The sequence below is a fragment of the Marinobacter persicus genome (assembly GCF_900114155.1).
Lineage (GTDB): Bacteria > Pseudomonadota > Gammaproteobacteria > Pseudomonadales > Oleiphilaceae > Marinobacter > Marinobacter persicus.
On record NZ_FOSC01000009.1, the window covers coordinates 57,128 to 78,625 of the forward strand.

Annotated in this window: 20 protein-coding genes and 2 pseudogenes; 10 read left to right on the top strand and 12 right to left on the bottom strand. The window is 57.1% G+C overall.

Translation table 11 applies throughout. The features are described 5' to 3' along the window. Window positions 1–101: 101 nt before the first annotated feature. From BMZ63_RS10910 to BMZ63_RS10930, 5 genes and pseudogenes are all read left to right on the top strand, one after another. Window positions 102–661, top strand: a pseudogene (locus BMZ63_RS10910) (transposase); the annotation flags it as partial. Window positions 662–730: 69 nt separating this feature from the next. Beyond that, a complete protein-coding gene (gene tnpA, locus BMZ63_RS10915) occupies window positions 731–1,048 on the top strand; it encodes an IS66 family insertion sequence element accessory protein TnpA (RefSeq protein WP_091705466.1) in 318 nt (105 codons plus the stop codon). Continuing rightward, window positions 1,048–1,416: an IS66 family insertion sequence element accessory protein TnpB gene (gene tnpB, locus BMZ63_RS10920; RefSeq protein WP_081136160.1), complete on the top strand. Its 369-nt coding sequence runs from the start codon at window positions 1,048–1,050 to the stop codon at window positions 1,414–1,416. Before tnpA ends, tnpB begins: the two co-directional genes overlap by 1 nt. A 45-nt stretch (window positions 1,417–1,461) precedes the next feature. After that, a complete protein-coding gene (gene tnpC, locus BMZ63_RS10925) occupies window positions 1,462–3,105 on the top strand; it encodes an IS66 family transposase (protein WP_091705467.1) in 1,644 nt (547 codons plus the stop codon). Between the two features lie 294 nt (window positions 3,106–3,399). After that, the gene (locus BMZ63_RS10930) at window positions 3,400–4,278 is read left to right on the top strand and encodes a restriction endonuclease (RefSeq protein ID WP_091705470.1); all 879 of its coding nucleotides are present in this window, start codon (window positions 3,400–3,402) and stop codon (window positions 4,276–4,278) included. Window positions 4,279–4,556: 278 nt separating this feature from the next. Here the strand turns inward: BMZ63_RS10930 and BMZ63_RS10935 are convergent, their stop codons facing one another. Together BMZ63_RS10935 and BMZ63_RS14975 are read right to left on the bottom strand one after the other, a co-directional pair. Further along, a complete protein-coding gene (locus tag BMZ63_RS10935) occupies window positions 4,557–6,755 on the bottom strand; it encodes a sensor domain-containing phosphodiesterase (protein ID WP_091705471.1) in 2,199 nt (732 codons plus the stop codon). Between the two features lie 133 nt (window positions 6,756–6,888). After that, entirely contained in the window at window positions 6,889–7,044 is a 156-nt protein-coding gene (locus BMZ63_RS14975; RefSeq protein ID WP_177187068.1) for a hypothetical protein, read from the bottom strand. 157 nt (window positions 7,045–7,201) lie between these two features. On the opposite strand from BMZ63_RS14975, the gene BMZ63_RS15160 reads away from it, so the two are divergent. Both BMZ63_RS15160 and BMZ63_RS15165 read left to right on the top strand, forming a co-directional pair. Next, on the top strand, window positions 7,202–7,354 hold the full coding sequence (locus BMZ63_RS15160; protein ID WP_227663554.1) for an enoyl-CoA hydratase/isomerase family protein: 153 nt from the start codon (window positions 7,202–7,204) through the stop codon (window positions 7,352–7,354). After that, window positions 7,348–7,602 (top strand): annotated as a pseudogene (locus BMZ63_RS15165) (enoyl-CoA hydratase-related protein); the annotation flags it as partial. The gene BMZ63_RS15160 and the pseudogene BMZ63_RS15165, both read left to right, overlap by 7 nt. 1 nt (window position 7,603) lies before the next feature. Here the strand turns inward: BMZ63_RS15165 and BMZ63_RS10945 are convergent. Genes BMZ63_RS10945 through BMZ63_RS10955 form a run of 3 tightly spaced genes read right to left on the bottom strand, consistent with a single transcriptional unit; the run spans window position 7,604 to window position 9,813 of the window. Then, window positions 7,604–8,104 (bottom strand): DUF192 domain-containing protein, encoded by a 501-nt coding sequence (locus BMZ63_RS10945; protein WP_227663555.1) that lies wholly within the window; start codon window positions 8,102–8,104, stop codon window positions 7,604–7,606. Continuing rightward, window positions 8,101–8,862: an ABC transporter permease gene (locus tag BMZ63_RS10950; protein ID WP_091705477.1), complete on the bottom strand. Its 762-nt coding sequence runs from the start codon at window positions 8,860–8,862 to the stop codon at window positions 8,101–8,103. The genes BMZ63_RS10945 and BMZ63_RS10950 overlap by 4 nt, the downstream gene beginning before the upstream one ends. Window positions 8,863–8,892: 30 nt before the next feature. Beyond that, the gene (locus BMZ63_RS10955) at window positions 8,893–9,813 is read right to left on the bottom strand and encodes an ABC transporter ATP-binding protein (protein ID WP_091705479.1); all 921 of its coding nucleotides are present in this window, start codon (window positions 9,811–9,813) and stop codon (window positions 8,893–8,895) included. A 136-nt stretch (window positions 9,814–9,949) separates the two neighbouring features. Between BMZ63_RS10955 and BMZ63_RS10960 the strand changes: the two genes are divergently transcribed. Beyond that, complete coding sequence (locus BMZ63_RS10960) at window positions 9,950–10,405, top strand: hypothetical protein (protein WP_091705481.1); 456 nt, start codon at window positions 9,950–9,952, stop codon at window positions 10,403–10,405. Between the two features lie 11 nt (window positions 10,406–10,416). Here BMZ63_RS10960 and BMZ63_RS10965 read toward each other — a convergent pair whose 3' ends face one another. From BMZ63_RS10965 to BMZ63_RS10975, 3 genes are read right to left on the bottom strand one after another with little or no spacing between them, the layout of a single operon-like run. Continuing rightward, on the bottom strand, window positions 10,417–11,883 hold the full coding sequence (locus BMZ63_RS10965; RefSeq protein WP_091705482.1) for a PhnE/PtxC family ABC transporter permease: 1,467 nt from the start codon (window positions 11,881–11,883) through the stop codon (window positions 10,417–10,419). Window positions 11,884–11,887: 4 nt separating this feature from the next. Further along, complete coding sequence (locus BMZ63_RS10970) at window positions 11,888–12,538, bottom strand: phosphonate ABC transporter ATP-binding protein (RefSeq protein WP_091705484.1); 651 nt, start codon at window positions 12,536–12,538, stop codon at window positions 11,888–11,890. Continuing rightward, complete coding sequence (locus BMZ63_RS10975; protein WP_425319895.1) at window positions 12,538–13,398, bottom strand: putative selenate ABC transporter substrate-binding protein; 861 nt, start codon at window positions 13,396–13,398, stop codon at window positions 12,538–12,540. Before BMZ63_RS10975 ends, BMZ63_RS10970 begins: the two co-directional genes overlap by 1 nt. A 172-nt stretch (window positions 13,399–13,570) precedes the next feature. Between BMZ63_RS10975 and senB the strand changes: the two genes are divergently transcribed. After that, complete coding sequence (gene senB / locus BMZ63_RS10980) at window positions 13,571–14,569, top strand: selenoneine biosynthesis selenosugar synthase SenB (RefSeq protein ID WP_091705487.1); 999 nt, start codon at window positions 13,571–13,573, stop codon at window positions 14,567–14,569. Here senB and BMZ63_RS10985 read toward each other — a convergent pair. Next, window positions 14,542–14,961, bottom strand: coding sequence for a hypothetical protein (locus tag BMZ63_RS10985; protein ID WP_091705489.1), 420 nt, complete (start codon window positions 14,959–14,961; stop codon window positions 14,542–14,544). The genes senB and BMZ63_RS10985 overlap by 28 nt on opposite strands. A gap of 85 nt (window positions 14,962–15,046) precedes the next feature. Next, entirely contained in the window at window positions 15,047–16,573 is a 1,527-nt protein-coding gene (locus tag BMZ63_RS10990) for a bifunctional GNAT family N-acetyltransferase/carbon-nitrogen hydrolase family protein (RefSeq protein WP_091705490.1), read from the bottom strand. 142 nt (window positions 16,574–16,715) lie between these two features. Here BMZ63_RS10990 and BMZ63_RS10995 point away from each other — a divergent pair, with 142 nt between their 5' ends. After that, entirely contained in the window at window positions 16,716–18,602 is a 1,887-nt protein-coding gene (locus BMZ63_RS10995; RefSeq protein WP_091705492.1) for a methyl-accepting chemotaxis protein, read from the top strand. Here the strand turns inward: BMZ63_RS10995 and BMZ63_RS11000 are convergent. Continuing rightward, entirely contained in the window at window positions 18,599–19,498 is a 900-nt protein-coding gene (locus tag BMZ63_RS11000; protein ID WP_177187069.1) for a hypothetical protein, read from the bottom strand. The two genes, BMZ63_RS10995 and BMZ63_RS11000, sit on opposite strands and share 4 nt — an antisense overlap. A 52-nt stretch (window positions 19,499–19,550) precedes the next feature. Continuing rightward, window positions 19,551–21,428, bottom strand: coding sequence for a DNA helicase RecQ (gene recQ, locus BMZ63_RS11005; RefSeq protein ID WP_091705493.1), 1,878 nt, complete (start codon window positions 21,426–21,428; stop codon window positions 19,551–19,553). Between the last annotated feature and the right edge of the window lie 70 nt (window positions 21,429–21,498).

Genomic DNA, 21,498 nt, shown 5'->3' on the forward strand with positions numbered 1-21,498 from the left:
GTCCTCATTGCGGTCTTGTCCGCGATTTATGCTCGTCGGTCGGCAAGCGCAGCTAGACAATCCAACGATATTGGCCGCCTTAATTCGCTACTATCTCTGAGGAGCACCGGATCAACGGCTACGTGCCCGACAACCAATTCCGGAGCCGCGATCCGAAGTTCCAGAACCAAAAGGATAAATACGGCAAACGGCATCAGCATCTACCCAAAACCGGCAGGAAAACCATCATCCCAGCCAGTGAATTCCAGTTCGATCCGGTGAACCTGACCTGCATTTGCCCGGCGGGCAATACCATCAGCTATCAGAGCACGCGGGAAGTCGAGAACGGCAAGACCCGGGTGCACTTCGAAGGCCGTCTTCTCCAATGCCGGCATTGCCCGAAGAAATACCAGTGCATGCAAAACCCGGCTTCTGCCAATCACCGCAAGGGCTCTGGACGCCAGGTGTCGTTCACCATCGAGAACAAACGCCTGCGAACTACACGGACTGGATGAAACACCGGGTCGACAGCCAACAGGGCAAAGAGATATACAGCCACCGAATGTCGGTGGTGGAGCCGGTGTTCGGCAACATCGGTACGACCAAGCGCCTGAATCGCTTCAGTCTGCGCGGGAAGAGAAAAGTACAGAGCCAGTGGCAGCTGTATTGTAAGCGCCAATAAACCCGCACCTACATTCGGTTACCAAGATTGCCCACACTGATTTCCTCGTCAACACCGGGAGGAATCAGCATGACACACGCCGAACGCAAACGTCTCTGGCAGCAACATATCGAGGACTGGCAGGCGTCGGGTTTGTCCGGCATGGCCTACTGCCAACAACAATCTCTAACCTATTGCCGCTTTATTTATTGGCGCAAAAAGCTGACCGAGCCAGAGGCGTCGGTTCCGGAGCAAGACGTGTCGTCGGCCGGCTTTGCCAAAGTGGCGGCGGTGCCGAGTCCGTCATCACCAAAAGGATTAACGGTGTCGTTGCCCGGCGGTGTCTCAATCACCGGCCTGCACGCCGGCAATGTGGAATTGCTCGGTGCCGTGCTGAGGCAACTGTAATGCGCCACCGGTATCTTCGCCCCTCCTGGGACCTGCCGGAGATTTACCTGTACCGGCAGCCCATCGATTTCCGCAAGCAGGCCAACGGCCTGGCGTTGATTGTCGAGCAGGAGCTGGGGCACAGTCCGTTCTCCGGCGCGCTTTACGCTTTCACCAACCGGCAGCGCAACAAGATCAAGTGCCTGATGTGGGAAGACAACGGCTTCGTGCTTTACTACAAGTCCCTGGCCGAGGAAAAATTCAAGTGGCCGGGGCCGTCGGATGAGCTGATGCCGTTGAACGGCGAGCAAATCAACTGGTTGCTGGACGGCTACGACATCACGCTGCTGCAGGGCCATAAAACCCTGCATTATGAGAGCGTTGGGTAGCACTTTTTAAGTGTGTCAGGGCGTTGTTTTTGCTATAATTTCGCCATGAAAACAACGCCTGATAATACGCCCAAAACACCCGATCTCAGCGGTCTCTCACCCGCTGAAATGGCGGCGGTTATCAGCGATTTGCAGGAACAACTGACGGCGAAAGATGAAACGCTCCAGAACCATCAGGATCAGTTAAAGCAGCGTGATCAGGCCATTCAGAGCCGCGATGCCCACATCAAGATCCTTGAAGAGCTCCTGCGTCACAAGAAGATCCAGCAGTTCGCCGCAAGCAGTGAAAAACAGCCCAACCAGATCGTGTTGTTCGATGAAGCCGAGCTGGAAGTGGCGATTGACGAACTGCGCGATGAACTCCCTGACGATGTGGAAGAAGCCGATGCGCCGCCTCGTTCCCACAAGCGCCGCCAACGCGGCTTCTCCGATACGCTCTTGCGTGAGCGTATTGAGCTGACCCTCAGCGACGACGAGAAAGCCGGCGCCAGCAAGACCTTCTTCACCAAAGTGAAGGAAGAGCTGGAGTATATTCCGGCCCAACTGAAAGTCCTGGAGTACTGGCAGGAAAAGGCCGTGTTCGAACAGGACGGCGAAGAGCGCGTTATCGTTGCCGCCCGGTCTACACACCCGCTGGGCAAGTGCATTGCCACACCGTCACTGCTGGCTTATCTGATTACGTCCAAGTATGCCGATGGCCTGCCACTGTACCGCCAAGAGCAAATGCTCAAGCGCCTGGGCCACGAAGTGAGCCGCACCAGCATGGCCCACTGGATCATCCGCCTGAACGACGTGTTCAAACCGCTGATGACCCTGATGCGGGAAGCACAGAACGGCAGTGACTACCTGCAGGCCGATGAAACCCGGATCCAGGTGCTCAAGGAAGATGGCAAAAGGGCGCAATCGGACAAGTGGATGTGGGTGACCCGGGGCGGCCCGCCCGGTAAACCCTCAGTGCTGTTCGACTATGATCCATCCCGTGGTGGCCAGGTGCCGGTGCGCCTGCTGGACACCTTCCAGGGCATCCTGCAAGCCGATGGCTATTCCGGTTACGGACAAGTCTGCCGTGAAAACGGTCTGACCCGAATCGGTTGTTGGGATCATGCCCGACGCAAGTTCGTGGAAGCCTCCCGGGCTGCGCCAGCCAAGGGCAAAAAAGGTCCACCCTCAAAAGCCGATGTGGCCCTCAGCCACATCCGCAAACTGTACGCCGTCGAGAAAGCCGCGAACGAACTGAGTGATGGCGAGCGCTATCGGGTGCGTCAGGAAAAAAGCCTGCCGTTACTGAACGCCTTCAAAGCCTGGCTGGAGAAAAATGCCAGCAAGGTGCTGAAAGGCTCACTTACCCGCAAGGCTATGGACTACACCCTGAACCAGTGGGATACCCTGGTTGGCTACTGTGAACGCGGCGATCTGAAGATCAGCAACGCCGGTGCCGAAAATGCCATCCGTCCGTTCGCTCTGGGAAGAAAAGCTTGGCTGTTCGCGGATACGTCGCAAGGCGCGAAAGCGAGCGCCACCTGCTACTCGCTGATCGAAACGGCCAAAGCCAACGGGCTGGAGCCGTCGGCTTACATCCATCATGTGCTGACGCACATAGCGGATGCGGTTACCCTCGAACAACTCGAAACACTCTTGCCCTGGAATGCAGAGCTGCCGACTTCAAAAAAAGTGGCTCAATACGGTTAGAGCAAGTGGGTCGATTTAACGGCGCTTACGCTGTATTGCCTGGTGCACAACATCGAGAAACTGGCGAATTACGGACAGTTGGCGGCCTGAATGAGCGAAAAAGGCCACTAATTAGCCCCATTAGGGGCAAAATCTGCTCTCGGTCATTGCCGATGCAGTGGCTCAACTGATCGAATGGGAAATTCATGATGGCCAGGCGAGTTGCCGGCCGGGATGAAGAAACGAACAGAAGGGCGGTAGGGTTGGCTCAGAAATGAGTTTTCTACAGCCTCGTTATCTCTATGGAGCTAGAAATTGAGAAACGACGGAAAGGCGTATGAAGAGTTTGTTGGGCTTTTGCATCGAGCTCTTCTGAATGCCGAAGCTATCACTGAGCAGAAAAATATCGAGATTCAACGTAACAAGAAGATCGTAGACTCCTGCGGCGTCGAGCGTGAGTTTGATATCTATTGGGAATATGAGTTGGCAGGGATCACCTATAAAACAGTGGTAGAGTGCAAGGATTATAATTCTTCTATTTCATTAGAGAAAATAGATGCTCTCATAGGTAAAATTCGAGATATTCCGGACTTAAAACCAGTATTCGCAACGAAAAAGGGTTATCAGTCAGGAGCGCGCTCTAAAGCAGAGTATAACAAAATTGACCTATTAGTTGTCCGTGAGCAGAACGATTCCGATTGGCTGGATGCCGATGGGACGCCTCTAATCCGGGAAATTCACATTAACATGACAATCCAAATGCCCGCTCACATTACCGACTTTCAGCCATTGCTGGATGTTGATTGGGCTAAGAAAAGTTTGGGCGTCAGCCTCAGTTCGAAAATAACCATATCCGGGCTCAATAATGAAATATTGATAGAAAATGAAGATAAGGGTGAGAAATACTCTCTGCGTAAATTAGCGGGAAGGCTAGCGCCTTTGGGTGGCAAAGAGTATGGAGATTTTAAAAAAGAGGAGCGATTTAACTTAGGGTGGATTTCCGGTCCCGATTTTCGCTACAAAATAAAAGGGTACAACGTTAGCTATACATTGTCTCAGCCATATACAGAACCAATGATAATCGATTTCTCGAAGGAATTGGTTGGGGTCATTGAGTACCTGCAAAAAGGAACAAAAAAATCCATATTCCGAAATGGGATCATCAAAGAGAATTTGATTCCACCGAAGAGATAACAAGTGACTGTGGTATCAATCCCATAAAGCAAGCCGTTTTCCCCCGCCATGGTTCCTGATTTTGGTCATGGTATTGAGCACCACAATCATCTTTCTCGCGCAGGCGATCACGCGAACTTTTGTGGGCTGGGCTTACCCAGGCGTGCTAACTGTACTCCATTTAACCGCAAATGGCGTGCGAGCATGGCAAGCTTGGCAGTCCAGGAACATCTCGGACTTTGACTTTCTGGTTTTCGCTGATGCATTGTCGGCGGACGCAATGACCTGTTCCTTATTGGTTAACTGCCGATTCCAGGCAACCTGTCCGGCAGCTCCGCCAGTACCTCCAGAGGCACCGGCTTTGAGAACCGGTAACCCTGTAGCAAATCGCAGTTGCGCCGCACCAGGTCGTTCTGTTCGTCTTCGGTTTCAATGCCTTCGGCAACCACCACCATGTCCATGTGATGTGCCATGGTGATCACGCCCTGCACAATGGCGGCGGTTCGGCGGTCGGTGAGGGTTTTGTTGATGAAGCTGCGGTCGAGTTTCACTTTGTGGGTGGGCAGGTCACGCAGGTAGCTCAGGCTGGAGAAGCCGGTGCCGAAATCGTCAATCGCGACTCTGATGCCACGGCTGCTGAGGGTATCCATGAGTGCGATGACCGGCTCGGCGCCATCGAGTAACACGCTTTCGGTGACTTCCAGCTCCAGGAAGCGGGCGGGCAGGCCGGATGCTTCCAGGGCGTCGTCCACGGCGGTCAGGAAGTTTTCCCGCAGGAACTGTAGCGAGGAGATGTTCACTGCCACCGGTAACATCCTTTCGCTGCTGGCGTTCAGTCGGGCAATTTCCCGGCATGCCTGGCGCAATACCCACTGGCCCAGGGGGACGATCTGGCCGGTTTTTTCCGCCAGTGGAATGAAATCGCCCGGGGAAATCATGCCCCTTTCGGGATGGTTCCAGCGTACCAGAGCCTCCACGCTGCGGATTTTGCCGCTGACTGCGTCCACAACCGGTTGGTAGTGCAGGGTGAATTCGTCTTTTTCCAATGCCTGTTGCAGTTCGTTGCGCAGGAACACGCTGTCCAGGGTGCTTTTGACGCCGGCACCGTGGTACCACTGCCAGGTGTTGCGGCCCTTGCGTTTGGCGTGGTTCAGGGCCAGGTCTGCGTGCTGGATCAGCTCGTGGGGCTGTTCCATGTCCGGTGCTTTGGCGGCAATGCCGATGCTGGCACTGATGTGTAGCGTCAGGTCGCCGATCTCGAACGGCCTGGCCAGCTGTTGGAGTATGCATTCCGCGATATCAACGACTTCCTGCGGGCGCTCATAGCTATTAATGAGCAGCCCGAATTCATCCCCCACCAGCCGGCCAACCAGGGTGTTCTTGTTCGAGCATAGCCGCAGCCTGCTGGCGACGGCCGCCAATAAACGGTCTCCCACGGAATGGCCCAGGCCATCGTTGATGCTTTTGAAGCCGTCCAGGTCGATATCGATAAAGGCCAGGCTTTCGTTGTTTTGCTGGCAGGTCCAGAAGATATTCGCCAGGCGCTCGGAAAAGGCGCTGCCGTTGATCAACCCTGTTTGCAAGTCATGGGTGGCCTGGAAGGCGATTTGGGCTTCCTGTTCCTTGCGGTAGGTGATATCCCGGCAAATGCCCCAGACACCGACAATTCTGTCATCGATTACTACCGGGAAGTTGGTCACTTCCAGGTCAATAAAACAGCCTTCGGCTGTCCTGCCACGGGTTTCGTAGGTGATGGCATCGCCGGAGCAGGCGGCATCAAAGGCGGCCTGTGTCTTTTCCTGGTAGTCGGGGTCAACCAGTTGATTGAAATGAGTGCCAAGCAGTTCATCTTCAGTGTACCCGGCAATGCGCTCAAGGGCGCGGTTGCCACGCTGGAAGCGCCCAGACAGATCCAGCTCGTAAACGCCGTCCGAGTGGTTGTTGAACAGCGCGCTGTGCCATTCGTGCAGTGTGCGGTGTTTTTTGCGGTCCCGCTCCCGGATCCAGGCCAGTGCAATCAATGCGGCGGCCTGTTTCAGTTTGAATTCGGCGTGCTGTCCGGCGTTGGTTGGTTGTCTGAAATACACACAGACAACGCCTAGCAGCTCCTCGTCACAGCTGATGACAGGATAAGACCAGCAGGCCCGGAAGCCATCATCAAGTGCCACCTGCTGGTAATCCAGCCAGTTGCCATCTTCGGCTATATCAGCGGTTGTCGACATCTCTCCGGTGCAGGCTGCGGTGACAAAACAGGGGGCGGGGGTAATCAGGGGAATCTGCTGGAGCTTTTCGAAGTAGGGGGCGGACAGTGAGTTGCACGGGATGGCCGAGAGGGTTTCCTGGCGTGAATTGAAGGCCATGAGGGAAACCGACGATCCCGGGAATTGCATTAATATCCAGTCAACAATCTCGCACAGGATCTGTCGCAATGGCGCGTGAGCGGCGATTTTCTCGTGAATGCGTTGCTGTGCGGCAAGAACGGGCAATTCGGTATTCATCCCGGTGAGTCCTTTCGTGCAGGAATGGAGCTCTGACTTTTTTATTCTTAAAATCCGACGGATTGTCGTTTTCAGTTATTAAAAGTCAGAAAAGCCAATCAAGTCAACAACAAACGGTATCCTTACGTAACCCTTAGTTATTGGTATCTGGCGCGCTCTGCTCCGGCAGTGGGCGGATTTCGTTGATATCACCGGTTGGCACCGCAGGATCGTCTTTCATGATCACGTAGATGCCGCCGCCAATAATGGCGATGGCGACTATGGCGCGCAGAAGGTAGGAACGGAACATGCGGCCTCCTTGGTATTCAGAAACGAATTGTCTTGGTTTCCACTTTGGGGCCGAAATCGCGGGATTACAACTCTCCGCCCAAGGTCGATTCGACAGCCGCCGCTCTCGGGTTGATACTGAAACTTCATAACCATAAAACAAGAATGGAGGTTCCGTGATGACAGAGTCGCCGGGCGATTTGGTTCGGGTGCATACCGAGAACGGCATAACCACCGTGACCCTGAACCAGCCGGAAAAGCGCAACAGCCTGTCCATGCCCATGATGCAGGCGTTGTCCGAGGTGTTTTCCCAGCTGGAATATTCGGCCTGATCAATCGTGTGGTGAGTGCCGAGGTGTTGGATGAAACCGTTTATGGCTTAGCCGCCACGATTGCCGCCAAGTCCGCGTTTACCCTGAAAACCGGCAAGGAAGCGTTTTACCGTCAGGTGGAAATGCCGCTGGAGCAGGCCTATGAATATACGGCGGAGGTCATGGCCTCGAATATGGATGCCGCCGATGCCCAGGAGGGGATTTCAGCGTTTCTGGAGAAGCGTCATCCGCAATGGCGGGACGAGTAGGTCAGCTGCCGCACTGGCTCCGGGTGACCGGCCATTCCAGCCGGTCGCCGGGGGTCAGGTCGTGTTGTTCAAAATACCCGGCATTCATTTCCACGGCATGCCAGAAAAACCGGCCTGCCGGGTAGCTCCGGCACTGGCGTGGGTTGCTGGCCTCGCAGGGTTCCATATGGCGGATGCTGACAATCACGCCCTGCTCATCCAGAAAGGCGATATCCAGCGGTATGCGGGTGTTGTACATCCAGAAGCCGGTATCGGGTGAGCGTTCCCGGGAATAGCTGAACAGCATGCCGGTGTTTTCTGCCAGCTCTTGCCGCCACATCAGGCCGGTGCTGCGTTCCGACGGGGTTTTCGCGGTTTCCAGCACCACAGGGTGGCCGGTTGCGCCATTCTGGCCGATAAAACAGGCCTCTACCGTTGGCAGGGTCTGAGGCTCACCGGCGCTGGCGAGGTTCAGCAGGCCCAAGGCGGACCAGCCTGCCAGCAGTAAAGCCGCACGCTTCACGAGCGCAGCCGGTAGCCGGTTTTGAAAATCCAGGACACGGTGGCCATGCATACGGTCAGGAAGAACAGGGTCATGCCCACGCTGATGCCCACGTGCACATCAGACACTCCGTAAAAGGCCCAGCGGAAGCCGCTGATCAGGTACACCACCGGGTTGAACAGGCTGATGGTCTGCCAGACCTCCGGCAGCATGTCGATGGAGTAGAAAGTGCCGCCGAGGAACACCAGTGGTGTCACGATCATCATGGGCACGATCTGCAGCTTTTCAAAACCGTCCGCCCAGATGCCGATGATAAAACCGAACAGGCTGAAGGTGATGGCGGTCAGCACCAGGAAGGAGATCATCCAGAACGGATGCAGTACGTCGTAGTCCACGAACAGTTTGGCAGTGGCCAGGATGATCAGGCCGAGAATCACCGATTTGGTGGCCGCGGCGCCCACATACCCCATGACGATTTCCGCATAAGACACCGGCGCGGAGAGCACCTCATAAATGGTGCCGGAAAATTTGGGCATGTAAATGCCGAAAGAAGCGTTGGAAATGCTTTGCATGAGCAGCGACAGCATCACCAGCCCGGGAATGATATAGGCGCCGTAACTGACATCGCCTATGTCGCCCATGCGCGAGCCGATGGCCGAACCGAACACCACAAAATACAGCGAGGTGGAAATCACCGGCGCCAGCACGCTTTGCATGACGGTGCGCTTCATGCGTGCCATTTCGAATTTGTAGATTGCTTTTACACCGTAAAGGTTCATTCTTTTCTCCATCCGAAGACCGGGCGGTGTTCAGTCGTGTACCAGGCCGACAAAAATCTCCTCCAGGGAGCTTTCCCGGGTTTGCAGGTCGCGGTACTCAATGCCAAGGTCACCCAATGTGCGCAGTAGCCGGGCCACACCGGCCTGTTGTTCCTGGGCATCGAAGGTGTAGATAAGCTGGTAGCCGTCATCCGACAGTTCCACCGGTTCCAGGGTCAGTTCGCCGGGTACCTTGTCCAGTTTTTGCTGCAGGTGCAGGCGCAGTTCTTTTTTGCCCAGTTTGGACATCAACTGGTTCTTTTCCTCGACCAGAATGATTTTACCCTCACGAATCACCCCGATGCGGTCCGCCATCTCTTCGGCTTCTTCGATGTAGTGGGTGGTCAGGATGATGGTGGTGCCGTTTTCCCGCAGTTTACGCACCATTTCCCACATATCCCGGCGCAGTTCCACATCCACACCGGCGGTGGGCTCGTCCAGGAACAGGATTCGGGGCTCGTGGGAGAGCGCCTTGGCAATCATCACCCGGCGCTTCATGCCGCCGGAGAGGGACATGATGCGGTTGTTGCGTTTGTCCCACAGCGACAGGTCCTTCAAGACCTTTTCGATGTGTTCGGGCTTGGGTGGCTTGCCGAACAGGCCCCGGCTGAACGACACCGCGTCCCAGACTTTTTCGAAGGAATCGGTGTGCAGTTCCTGGGGCACCAGGCCGATGGCCTCGCGGGCCTGGCGATAATTACGGACGATGTCGTAACCGGCCGCTTTCACCTCACCGTCGGTTTTATTGACGATGCCGCATATGATGGAGATCAGGGTGGTTTTGCCGGCACCGTTGGGGCCAAGCAGGGCAAAAATCTCACCGGAATAGATATCCAGGTTCACGTCTTTGAGAGCCTGAAAACCGCCCTGGTAACTCTTGTTAAGGTGTTTTACGGAAATATCCGGTTGCACGGCACCACCTTGTCTGTTGAACCTGCCTGAGTGGAATAGCCGGGCATTTTCTCACGCTGACCGGTATTTAGAAACCTTTGCCCCGGCAGCAAATACCCGCATAATGCACGGCTGACAATAAAACACGGGGACCACTATGTTACGCGCTTACCTCGCCATAGGTTTAGTTATTGCTGTTATTGGCATCACCATTTTCAACTCGGGCGACAAACCCTGGATTGGTGGCGGTGAGGCCTCCGCCAACGCCCGTTGTGATGTTCTTGAGGAAACCTGCTCCTGGTCCACCCGTGAAGGGCAGTGGAGCGCGCAACTGAGCGCCGGCGAATCCACCGAACAGGGCGTGGAATATCACCTGGAGCTGAATGCCCCGGTGGCTCCGGAGCGTTTCCTGGCGGTATTGCGTGGCCAGTCCATGTACATGGGCGAGTACCCGGTGCCGCTGAAGAAAACGGCGGAAGACCAGTATTCCGCCACCTTCACGGCACCGTTTTGCGCCACTGGCACCGACATGATGTGGCACATCAGCCTGCAAAGCGGCCAGCGCAAGCTGGAAATGGACAACCCGCGGATGATCTTCAACGCGGTCAAATAAACGCCGTCTGGTCAACAGGTTGGCAGGGTTTGCAGGGCCAGCCTGCGGCGAATGTAGCGGCCGAGGGTGTCGACACCGATATTGAGCAGGGCGGTGATCAGGATCAGCAGCATGGCCCGGTCAAAACGCAGTTCCTGGATGGAGCTGTCTACGTAGAAGCCCAGCGTGTAAATGCCCAGAATGCCGAGAATGGCCGTTTCCCGCATGATGATTTCCCACCGATAAAACAGGAAGGCCAGGAACGGGCGGTAAAGCCTTGGCACCAATTCCCAGCTGTAACGGACAAAACCCCGGGGTGCATCGGGCCGCAGGTGAATGGTGCTGCTCTGGCGCCCGATCAGGTGGCCGATAATACCACCGTTGTGTAACGCCAGCGCCACTACCGCCGGCAACATGGAGGGCCCCCACAGTTGCAGCAGAATATAGGCAAGAATGTACTCGGGGGTGGAGCGGGCAATTACCAGCAGCACATGCCCGGAGGTGCGCCGTACCGGGCCGCCGAAATGCCGGGATATGAGGGGAAAGGCCAGTAACGACAGAATCCCCGTTGCCACCAGGGCTATCTGGGTTAACACCACGGTGTTCCAGATGCCGGGCAACGCCTCGTTGGCCATCACATCACCCAGCCACGGCAGCAGGCCTGCCAGCCCTTCGCCCTCACGCAAGGGGGCGGGCACAATGTCTTCCGTGAAAAAGCGTTCCACGTTACCCCAGACGATCGGCATGCCTTCGCCGAGGAAAAACGGGGCGGCCAGTATGAAAACCGGCAACAGCTTCGGGCGCACCCAAAGCGGCATGGTGGCGATCAGGACATAGAACAGGATGAGCATGGCGCCGGCGTCGGAATACATGCCCATGGAAAACGAGGACTCCAGGTAAAAGCCGAGAGTGGGCAGGCCCACGAAGCCGAGAATAGCCGAAGAGCGCAGGCCGCATTCCAGTCGATAGGCGGTGTAGGTGCGTAATTGCACCCAGCAGTCCGGCACTTTGGCATACAGGAAAGCGACCGCCCGGTTGGTGCCCGGCGGCAGCAGCCGGCCCGGTTCCGGGTCAGCTTCCTCGAAGATTTCCGAATACACTTTGGCGAAAATGCCAGCGTAGGGGATGGCGATGGCCAGCACGCCCGTGAGCGGGTGGAAGCCGAAAAACTGCAGGAAAATGAGGGCCCAGAACAGTTCATGAATCGCACGGATAAACGCGCAGAACAGGCGCACCGGCAACCAGCGATACGCCAGCGACAGCAGAAACCCGAATACACTGCCCAGGGTAACCCCGACAAAGGCAAAAGCCACGGTGCGGAGCAGGGCGGTGGCCAGGCCCTCGGTGCTGAAGAAATTGGGCGTGGCCACACCCAGGAAGAACTGGCCCAGATCCTGCCAGGGATTGGCCGTGGTGATGGCAATATCGGCCACCAGAAGTCCACCAATGGCGATGGCCAGGAAAATGAGGCTGGTTCTGACGGTCGGGTAGGCGAGCATTGGGTCAGTAAAGGGTCATGATATCTGCGGGCGTGAGTTCGGCTGCGGGCGCATCCAGAGCCACCAGGCCATCTTTGATACCAACAATGCGATCACAGTATTTCAGCGCCATGTCCACATCGTGCAGGGCAACCACGCTGGTGGGGAACTGCTCGACCAGATGCTCCATTACCTGGTGCGCCAGCAGCCCGTCCAGGGCGGAAATGGGTTCATCGGCCAGCAGCAGCGGCGCCTGCCGGTACAACGCCCGGCCGATGGCCACGCGCTGGCGTTGGCCACCAGACAACGAAGCCGCCGGTGTCCACTGTTTTTCTTCCATGCCAAGCTGGCCAAGCAGGGCGGCAATGGCCTTGCGGTCTGTTTTGAAAGGACGTAACAGCGTCCAGGTGTTGTACCACAGGCTGTGTTCATGCAGTTGCCCCATGAACACGTTGTGGAACACCGGCAGGGCATTGACCAGGCCCAGATCTTGAGGGATCAGGGATGCCTGTTGTTCAGCATGCTGGTACATAAGCCGGATCAAGGTGGACTTGCCAGCACCACTCTTGCCCACCAGCGCCACGTGCTCGCCATCCCGGATATGCAGGGAAAGCGGGCCAACCACCTGCTTTCCCGCAAAACTGGCGGTCAGACCGTCAAATCGGATTTCCGGCATTAATCGAGAATTCCGATTTTTTCAGCGGTATCTTCAATCGCCTGATAATCGCTGTTGGAGGCAGGAATGAACGAAGAACGGGGGAAATTGTTCAGCAGCTCCGGATCGTCAAGATCAAGCAGGGCCCGGGTCACTTTTTCCTGGAAACCCTCGCCAAAACGTTCGTCCACATCGCCCCGGATGGTCCACTGGTAGTCCGGATAGGTGGGTGTCTCCCAGATAACCTCGACAGCATCGGTGTCCACATTGCCGTTGGCCAGCTCCTGCTCCCATACCTGGAAGTTCAGCGCTCCCACCTGATAGGTACCGGCTTCCACCAGCCGCAGGGTGCGGGTGTGGTTGCCGCTGAAGCCCACGCGGGAGAACATCTCGTCGGGCGACTGTCCGAACGTATCACGCAGGTAGAATTCCGGCATCAAACGGCCTGATGTTGACCCCTTGGAGCCAAAGGTGAAGGTCTTGTCCTGCAACTGGTCTTCAAGGGAGGCAAAATCGTCCACCGGTTCGATACCCGCTGAGGTATTGGCAATGAAATAGCTCCGGAATGCCTGGTCTTCCTCACCCTGGGCGATGGCTTCAGAGCCCGGCACCAGCCGACGTGCCTGCACACCGGACAGGCCGCCAAACCAGGCCAGCTGCACCTGGTTGTTACGGAACGCGGTAACCGCCGCGGCGTAGGATTTCACCGGTACGTAACGCACGTCCACATCCAGTTCTTCGGACAGGTAATCGGCAACGCCGCTGAAACGCTCCACCAGTTTGGTTTCGTCCTGGTCCGGAATCGCTGTAAACACGAAAGTATCAGCCAGGGTGGGCGCTGCGGCCAGGGATAAGGTGGCGGCAGCCAGCACAGACATCATTCGACTCAGTTTCATTCTTATTCCATCCGTTGAAGTCAGGTGTATTCGTTAGCTTAGTACCCTCAAGGATACCTTGAATCCGCGGTACTCTGAACCTGATATACGTGAAAAGCCTTTACCTGGAGCAACTGAAAATGCAGACTTTTTCAAACAATGACGGATTACTTTAATTATGCACATTATTCTGGTGACTCCGGCCGGACCGGACTCCAAGGCAGGTAACCGTGCAACGGCTGTCCGGTGGCAGAGTCTGCTGGAGCAGAACGGCCACCGGATAGAGGTGGTGACGGATTATCGGGGAGAGCCCTGTGACCTTCTGATTGCCCTGCACGCCTGGCGCAGCGCCGATGCCTTGCAGACTTTCCGGCAGCACTGGCTGGACAAACCCTTGATCGTGGTTTTAACAGGCACGGATATCTACCGGTATCAAAAGGAGTTTCCGGAGATAACCCGGCATTCCATGGCGGTAGCCGATGTGCTTGTGGGGCTGCACGACAAGGTTTCTGAAGACATTCCCGCATCTTTCCATCATAAGCTGGTCACCCTCAGGCAATCGGCCGAGAAACCGAGCCCGGGTGGCTGCCCGACAGTGGAACCGGAGCACTTTGATGTATGCGTGATAGGCCACCTCCGGGATGAAAAAGATTCCCTGCGGGCCGCCCTGGCTGCCCGGCTACTACCGGATGAGTCCGGGATCGTGGTGTCCTGTGCCGGCAAACCCCATAACGATGAGTGGCACAACAAGGCCCTGAATGAAAGCCGTGACAACCCGCGATTCCGGTATCTGGGCGAGCTGGACAAGCCCGCGTTACACAACCTGATGGCAGTCAGCAAACTGATGGTGATCAGTTCGGTGATGGAAGGCGGTGCCAATGTGGTGTCTGAAGCCTGCCGGGCCGGGTTGCCTGTCCTGGCTTCGGACATTCCGGGTAATCGCGGGCTGCTGGGCGATGATTACCCGGGGTATTTTCCGGTTGTTGATGAACGGGCCCTGGCGGAGAGCCTGCGCCGGGCGGAAACCGATTCCCGGTTCCTTGCGGGGCTGAAAGCCGAAGTGGAAGCCCTGGCTGAGACGTTTACGCCGGAGAGGGAGCTTGAGAAGCTGGAGTTTGCCCTGGCACGGGCGGTGGCCAGGGCAGGGAATCAGGACGCGGCAGCGGAAGTGCCGTAACGGGCAAACTGTTTGAAGTTGCCGGTTTGCTCGGCATTCCTGCGTGAGCGCAGTGTCTGTTTTTTTGCCAGTACATCCACAATGCGTTGCAGCCGCTCACCCAGAGTGGGGGGGACGCCCGCCTTGTTGAAATCAATCGAGTAGTAAAAATTGCTGCAGTGCTTCTGCTTTTCGGTGACCAGACCCGAGAGGCCTTCCACCGAGATCTCATCAACCGGCATATCCATGATCAGGTCCAGGACAACGGTGTCGCCCGGCTCAAAGATTTTGTCGGTTTTCATCACACACCCGTAACCATCCAGCTCATACAGCTTGGCCTCCACCGTTTCCTTGCGGAACAGGCCCTGGCGAATGCGGAAACGGGCGATGATATCCGGTAATTGTTCGTACATGACTCGCTTTCCCTGCAATACCTATCGGATCAACATTCTACAGACGATTTCCTACAATAGTCCTGAACGCCAGTTTTGGCAAGAATCAGGTTTTGCGTTTTTTTAGCTCGTACATGTCAACACGGCGATCTTTCAGATTGGTGACAGAGCCCTCGTTGCGCACCAGTTTGAGTTTCTCAAGATCCATGTCCGAGAACATGATCATTTCGGTATTGGGCGTGGTCTCGGCCATCACCGCATCGTGGGGGAAGGCGAAATCCGAAGGCGAGAAGACCGAGGACTGGGCATACTGAACGTCCAGGTTCTCCACTTTCGGCAGGTTACCCACGCTGCCGGTAATGACCACGTAGCATTCGTTTTCGATCGCCCGGGCCTGGGCGCAATGTCGCACCCGCAGATAACCGTTCTTGGTGTCGGTCCAGAAGGGGACAAAGACAATATCCACCTCCTCGGCCGCGGCCAGCCGGCCCAGTTCGGGAAATTCGATGTCGTAACAGATCATGATGGCCACGCGCCCGGCGTCGGTTTCGAACACCTGGAACTGGCTTCCACCCTCGATCACCCAGTCACGGCGTTCGTGCGGGGTAATGTGAATCTTGCGCTGCTCGTCCACCCGGCCATCCCGGTGGCACAGGTAGGACACGTTATACACCCGGTCGTCTTCAATCAGCGGCATGGAACCGGTGATGATGTTGATGTTGTAACTGACCGCCATTTCCGACATCTGTACCCGGAACTGCTCGGTAAAGCCGGCCAGGAACCGAATGGCGCGGGTCTGGTCCACCTGGTCCGTCAGGCCCATCAGTGGGGCGTTGAAAAACTCCGGGAAAATGGCGAAATCACTTTTGTAGTCAGACAGGGCATCAACAAAGTACTCCACCTGCTCAAGCACCTCTTCAACGGAGGTGAATTCCCGCATCTGCCACTGCACGGCACCCAAACGCACCTGGGTTTTCTTCACATCCAGGACAGCCGAAGGCGGGGTGTACAGAATGTTGCGCCACTCCAGCAGGGTGGCATAGCCCTCGGATTTCTCGTCTTCCGGCAGGTATTTGTGCATCAGCCGGGTGACCTGGAAATCGTTCGACAGCTGGAAGCTGAGGATCGGGTCGTAGATGTCTTTGCGGTCCACCCGCTGAATGTATTCTTCCGGCGAGTATTGCGCGGAATATTTGAAGTAATTGGGAATGCGCCCACCGGCCAGGATGGCCCGCAGGTTCATTGAACGGCACAGTTCCTTGCGCGCCTCGTACAGCCGGCGGCCCAGACGGTAGCCCCGGTAGTCCGGGTGGATGAACACATCCAGCCCGTAGAGCGAATCGCCGTTGGGGTTATGCCAGATTTTTTCGTTGCGCAGAATCAGGTCATCGTAGGCGTGCGGGTTACTGAAACGCTCATATTTGACGCACACGGTTAACGCAACTGCAACAATGTGACCGTTATCCTCGATGCAAATTTGCCCGTCCGGAAACTGCTCCACCAGCGCCTTGATGGTTTCTTTCGGCCAGGCGCCCCCGATGTCGTCGTAGACGTCGTCCATCAGTTCCTGCAGCTGGTCGTAATCGTCCAGTGTCAGGTTGCGCAGATTAAGGTGCAGTTCTTCAGGGGCCATTCAAATCTCCAGATCCGGATCGGTATGCGGATTGCATTCTATCAGAGCAAATTAAAGTGTTGGCGCAAAACGCCGAAATAAACTGTATTGACCGAACCATCATCATGGCAACAACCGGCCGCCGGGCCCAGGGGTAACCACCGTGCAACTTTCATTCGGGCAGAAACTGCTCATCGCCGTTGGGGTGATCATTCTGATCATCATGGGACTGTTCACGTTCGCCGCCGACAGGCGCCTGCAAAGCACCACCAATACCTATGTGGAGGCCATGCTTGACGATGCAGTGCTTCAGAGTACGGCCAGCATTGCCGACTGGCTCAATACCCGCCTTCAGTTAACCGAAGCCACCGCGGGGGCTCTGACGTCTGTCAGCGACAATCGCATGGCACGCAACCTGATCAACGGCATGACCGAGGGCAGCAGTGCCAAGGACGTGTACGTGGGTACCATCGACGGGCGAATGGTGATGCGTGACCGAGAGACCGAAAGCGGTCTGCCGGAAGACTATGATCCGAGGGAGCGCCCCTGGTATGAACTGGCCACCAGTACGGACGGTTCATCGTTTACCGAACCCTACCAGGACGTGCTGACCGGCGAGATGATCATTACCGCTGTAGCGCCCGTGGAAAGCGGCTATTTCGAGGGCGTGGCCGGTATGGATATCAGCCTGAAGGCGATTCAGCAGTTGTTGTCGACCATCAAGCTGGCGGATGCCGGTTACGCGATGCTGGTAAACGAAAACGGCACCATCCTGTTTCATCCGGATTCGGAGCTGATTGGCGAAAAAGTGGATGATTTTCTGGGCTTCAAGCCGTCGCTGGATGGCGAGCCGGCCCGGTTCGAACAGGAAGGGGTGACCTGGAGTGGTGCCTTTTTCCCCATTGAGCAGGCCCGGAGTGTGGACTGGTACATGGGCTCGGTGGTGAACTGGGACAAAATCAATGAGCCGGTGGTGGCGGCGCGCATGACCGGGCTGGCGATTGCTGCCGGCGGGCTGTTGATTGCCCTGATTGCCCTGCATTTCGGCATTCGCACGCTGATGGCGCCAGTACGTCGTCTGAACCGGGCCTTGTCCGGCATCGCCTCTGGTGAGGCCGATCTCACCCAGCGGCTGGACGACAGCGCCACCGATGAATTTGGCCAACTGGCGGCCAGTTTCAACCGGTTCGTTGCCAACATCCAGCAGGTGGTACAGGAAGTTCAGGAGGGCAGCTCCGAGCTGACCGATAATGTGTCGTCGTTGCGTCAGACCTCCAGCCACAGCCGGCATGCGGTGGAGGGCCAGCAACAGGAAGTGGACATGATCGCGACCGCCATCAACGAAATGTCGGCCGCCGCCGGTGAAATTGCCCGCAACGCCCAGCAAACCGCGGATGCCGCCGACAGTGTGGATTCCGAGACCCGTGGTTCGCTGGAGACGGTTACCGCCTCCCGGGATGCGGTGCAGAAGCTGGTGGGTGAGATCAACGCAGCGGCGGAGGTGATTGACACGCTGGGCCGGGATGTGTCGTCCATCACCACCATTCTGGAAGTTATTGAAGGTATCGCGGAACAGACCAATCTGCTGGCACTGAATGCCGCTATCGAAGCAGCCCGGGCAGGCGAAGCCGGACGCGGCTTTGCCGTGGTGGCGGACGAGGTGCGGAATCTGGCTCAGCGTACCCAGAAGTCCACGGAAGAAATCAACGACATGATTGAGCGTCTGCAGAAGGGTGCCAAAGACTCGGTTGAGGTCATGAAGGAGTCAACGGCGGTGTCCAACATGAGCATGGAGAAAGCTCAGGACGCCATGGATTCGCTCAACCGCATTGTTGAGGGCATCACCTCCATCACGGAAATGACCTCCCAGATTGCCACGGCGTCCGAGGAGCAGACTTCGGTGACCGATGAACTGAGTGCGTCCATCACCCGGATTGCCGATCAGGGCCAGGATGCCGCCAAGGCCGCCAGTGAGAACGATGTGTACAGCGGCCATATCGAGACGATCGGCCACAACCTGAAAGAGAAGGTCAGCCGTTTCCGGGTTTAGGGCTGCTGGTCTTCAAGGTGACGAATGCGCCGGTCGAGGCTCTCCAGGGCCCGCCGGCCGATGTCCCGGGATTCCTCTGATAAATCCGGGTTCTGAAGCAAAATCATGGTGCGTTCATCCAGTTGCAGCTCCCGGACCGCAAGTCCGTACCAGTTCTTCAGGAAATGGGCAAAACTGCCGTCTTCAATAGACCGTTCCAGCCCCAGTTCCAGGCGCTGGGCCGTTTCATGATCACGGGGAGCGGTGAACAGGTAGGAGGGCATCGGGTAAGCCAGCAGCAGGCCCGGTTCAATCACCAGGCCCAGAGCTTCCCGGCGTTCCAGGTCAAACAGCACCTCGTTCACGCCCCGGGCGAAACATTCAAAGCGTTTGCCCTTGAGCATGCCGAACAGCAATTCGTAGCTGGTGTTGGTGATTACCTCGATACCGCTGGCCCTCAGCACCGGGGTATCTGGCCAGTGGGCCCCCTGGCCAATCCGGATGCCTTTGCGCCGCAGGTCTTCCAGATTGCTTATGTCGTCAAACAGGGGAAGGTTTTCCGGTAGCACCAGGCACACCCGAAAACCGAGGAGACCGCCATCAATGGGAATGGGAATGGTATTCAGGGATCTTTCCCTGGCCGGGTTGGTTGCCACATTGGCGATATCCAGCACCTGTGACCGGTTGGCGGCCAGTTCCCGCAGGGCACGCCCCTGGGTTACTTCTTCACTGCGTGAGAGGGTAAAGGCACCGTATTCCGGTGTTTTCTCCAGAGCCAGTTCCACCAGGGCCTTGATGGCCGGGTTGTCGTAGTTGCGGTACCAAAGGGTGTAGTCATGGGGGGATGACTGCGCCAGCGCCGGCGAGACCGTCAGCACCAGGGACAACGACAGGCCGCAGGCGGCACTTTGAAGCATGGATAACATTGCGTTCCTTCAGCTTGAAAAACATGCATCCCCTGAAACTAGTCTAAGATCCGGATTCTGTCCGCTGAATCTCTTGCAAAGTCTGAAGAAAAAGGTCGCCGTATTTTTCCAGCTTGGCGGCGCCCACGCCGTTAACCTCTCCCAGTTCCTCAAGTGTTTTCGGTTTGCGCTCGAGCATGTCGAACAGGGTGGTGTCGTGGAAAATGACGTAGGGCGGCACACCCTGACGGTCAGCCAGCTCCTTGCGCCGGGCCCGCAACGCTTCCCAGCCTTCGTGGTCGGTGATCTGGTCCCGCACGTTCTGGCCGGTGCGTTTGTTGCCAGCCTTCACCGACGCGGACTTCTTCGCAACCGGGTCTTTACGCAGTTCAATGGCTTGCTCGCCCTTGAGCAGCGGCCGGCAACGTTCTGTCAGTTGCAGGGAGCCAAACCCCTCGGGATCGGCCCGCAAATAGCCGTTCGCCACCAGTTGCCGGAACACGGATTTCCACTCCGCCGCTGTCAGATCGGTGCCGATACCGTAGGTGGATAGCGTCTGGTGGCCGGACTGCAGAATCCGTTCATTTCCTGAGCCCCGCAGCACATCGATGATATAGGTCACGCCAAACCGCTGGCCGGTGCGGTACACGCAGGACAGGGCCTTTTGAACCGCCACGGTGCCGTCCCAGGTTTCCGGCGGGTTCAGGCAGGTATCGCAGTTACCACAAGGCGCCTCGAGGTGGTCGCCAAAGTAGCGGAGCAGGACCTGCCGGCGGCATTCGGTGACTTCACACAGGCCGAGCATCGCATCAAGTTTTTGGCGTTCCACCCGCTTGAACTGGTCGTTGCCCTGGGAGGCTTCGAGCATCTGGCGCAGTTTGATCACGTCCTGCAGGCCGTAAACCATCCAGGCGGTGGACGGCTTGCCGTCGCGCCCGGCGCGGCCGGTTTCCTGGTAATAGGCTTCCAGGCTTTTGGGCAGGTCCATGTGGGCAACGAAACGCACATCGGGTTTGTCGATGCCCATGCCGAAGGCAATGGTGGCCACCACGATCACGCCATCTTCCCGGAGAAACCGCTCCTGGTTGCGGGCGCGTTCCTCGCCGCTCAACCCCGCGTGGTAGGGCAGAGCGGTGTAACCTTTGCTGGCCAGCAGACGGGCGGTTGCGTCTACCTTGTTGCGGGACAGGCAGTAAACGATGCCACAATCGCCTTCGTGCTCTGCTTTAATAAAGTCCAGCAACTGCTTGTTAGCATTGGTTTTCGGGTTGATCCGGTACTGGATGTTGGGGCGGTCGAAGCCGCTGATGAAATGCCGTGCTTCGGTCAGCGACAAACGCTCTGCAATCTCCTTGCGGGTGCGCTCATCGGCGGTGGCTGTCAGGGCAATGCGCGGCACACCGGGAAACTCCGAGGCCAGCATGCTCAGTTGCAGGTAATCGGAGCGGAAATCATGCCCCCACTGGGATACGCAGTGAGCTTCGTCGATGGCAAACAACGACAGTGACGCGTGGTGCAGCAGTTCAAGGGTGCGTGGCTGAATCAAACGCTCCGGCGCGCAGTAGAGCAGGTCCAGTTCGCCGGTGGTCAGGGCGTATTCCGTCGCCCGGGCCTGTTCAAAGTCCATGGTGGAATTCAGGAACGCCGCGCGCACGCCCAGCTCCCGCAAGGCCGCCACCTGGTCCTGCATCAGTGCAATCAGCGGCGAAATCACCACTGCCGTGCCCGGGCGAGCCAGGGCCGGCACCTGGTAGCACAGTGACTTACCACCGCCGGTGGGCATCAATACCAGGGCATCACGGCCCTCGACCACTTCCTGGACAACTTCGCCCTGCAGGGGTCGAAAACGTTCGTAGCCGAACACCTCGTGCAGAATCTGCTCCGGGCTCTGGCTGGCAACGGAGGGTGGTTCGCAGGTCAGTTGGTCCGGGTCCGGATACATAGGGCAGTGCGGTCTCTTTTGCTGGGCTGGGTCTGGGCCGTGATGAGTGGGCGGATGATACCAGATAGAA

Excerpts from the sequence above, each read along its gene's own strand:
- BMZ63_RS10960 (WP_091705481.1), top strand. The coding sequence starts at position 9,950 with ATGTTACGCGCTTACCTCGCCATAGGTTTAGTTATTGCTGTTATTGGC.
- BMZ63_RS10990 (WP_091705490.1), bottom strand. The coding sequence starts at position 16,573 with ATGGCCCCTGAAGAACTGCACCTTAATCTGCGCAACCTGACACTGGAC.
- tnpA (WP_091705466.1), top strand. The coding sequence starts at position 731 with ATGACACACGCCGAACGCAAACGTCTCTGGCAGCAACATATCGAGGAC.
- BMZ63_RS10950 (WP_091705477.1), bottom strand. The coding sequence starts at position 8,862 with ATGAACCTTTACGGTGTAAAAGCAATCTACAAATTCGAAATGGCACGC.
- BMZ63_RS10985 (WP_091705489.1), bottom strand. The coding sequence starts at position 14,961 with ATGTACGAACAATTACCGGATATCATCGCCCGTTTCCGCATTCGCCAG.
- BMZ63_RS14975 (WP_177187068.1), bottom strand. The coding sequence starts at position 7,044 with ATGTTCCGTTCCTACCTTCTGCGCGCCATAGTCGCCATCGCCATTATT.
- BMZ63_RS10975 (WP_425319895.1), bottom strand. The coding sequence starts at position 13,398 with ATGATGTCTGTGCTGGCTGCCGCCACCTTATCCCTGGCCGCAGCGCCC.
- BMZ63_RS10935 (WP_091705471.1), bottom strand. The coding sequence starts at position 6,755 with ATGAATACCGAATTGCCCGTTCTTGCCGCACAGCAACGCATTCACGAG.
- BMZ63_RS10970 (WP_091705484.1), bottom strand. The coding sequence starts at position 12,538 with ATGCCGGAAATCCGATTTGACGGTCTGACCGCCAGTTTTGCGGGAAAG.
- BMZ63_RS11000 (WP_177187069.1), bottom strand. The coding sequence starts at position 19,498 with ATGCTTCAAAGTGCCGCCTGCGGCCTGTCGTTGTCCCTGGTGCTGACG.
- recQ (WP_091705493.1), bottom strand. The coding sequence starts at position 21,428 with ATGTATCCGGACCCGGACCAACTGACCTGCGAACCACCCTCCGTTGCC.
- tnpB (WP_081136160.1), top strand. The coding sequence starts at position 1,048 with ATGCGCCACCGGTATCTTCGCCCCTCCTGGGACCTGCCGGAGATTTAC.
- senB (WP_091705487.1), top strand. The coding sequence starts at position 13,571 with ATGCACATTATTCTGGTGACTCCGGCCGGACCGGACTCCAAGGCAGGT.
- BMZ63_RS15160 (WP_227663554.1), top strand. The coding sequence starts at position 7,202 with ATGACAGAGTCGCCGGGCGATTTGGTTCGGGTGCATACCGAGAACGGC.
- BMZ63_RS10965 (WP_091705482.1), bottom strand. The coding sequence starts at position 11,883 with ATGCTCGCCTACCCGACCGTCAGAACCAGCCTCATTTTCCTGGCCATC.
- tnpC (WP_091705467.1), top strand. The coding sequence starts at position 1,462 with ATGAAAACAACGCCTGATAATACGCCCAAAACACCCGATCTCAGCGGT.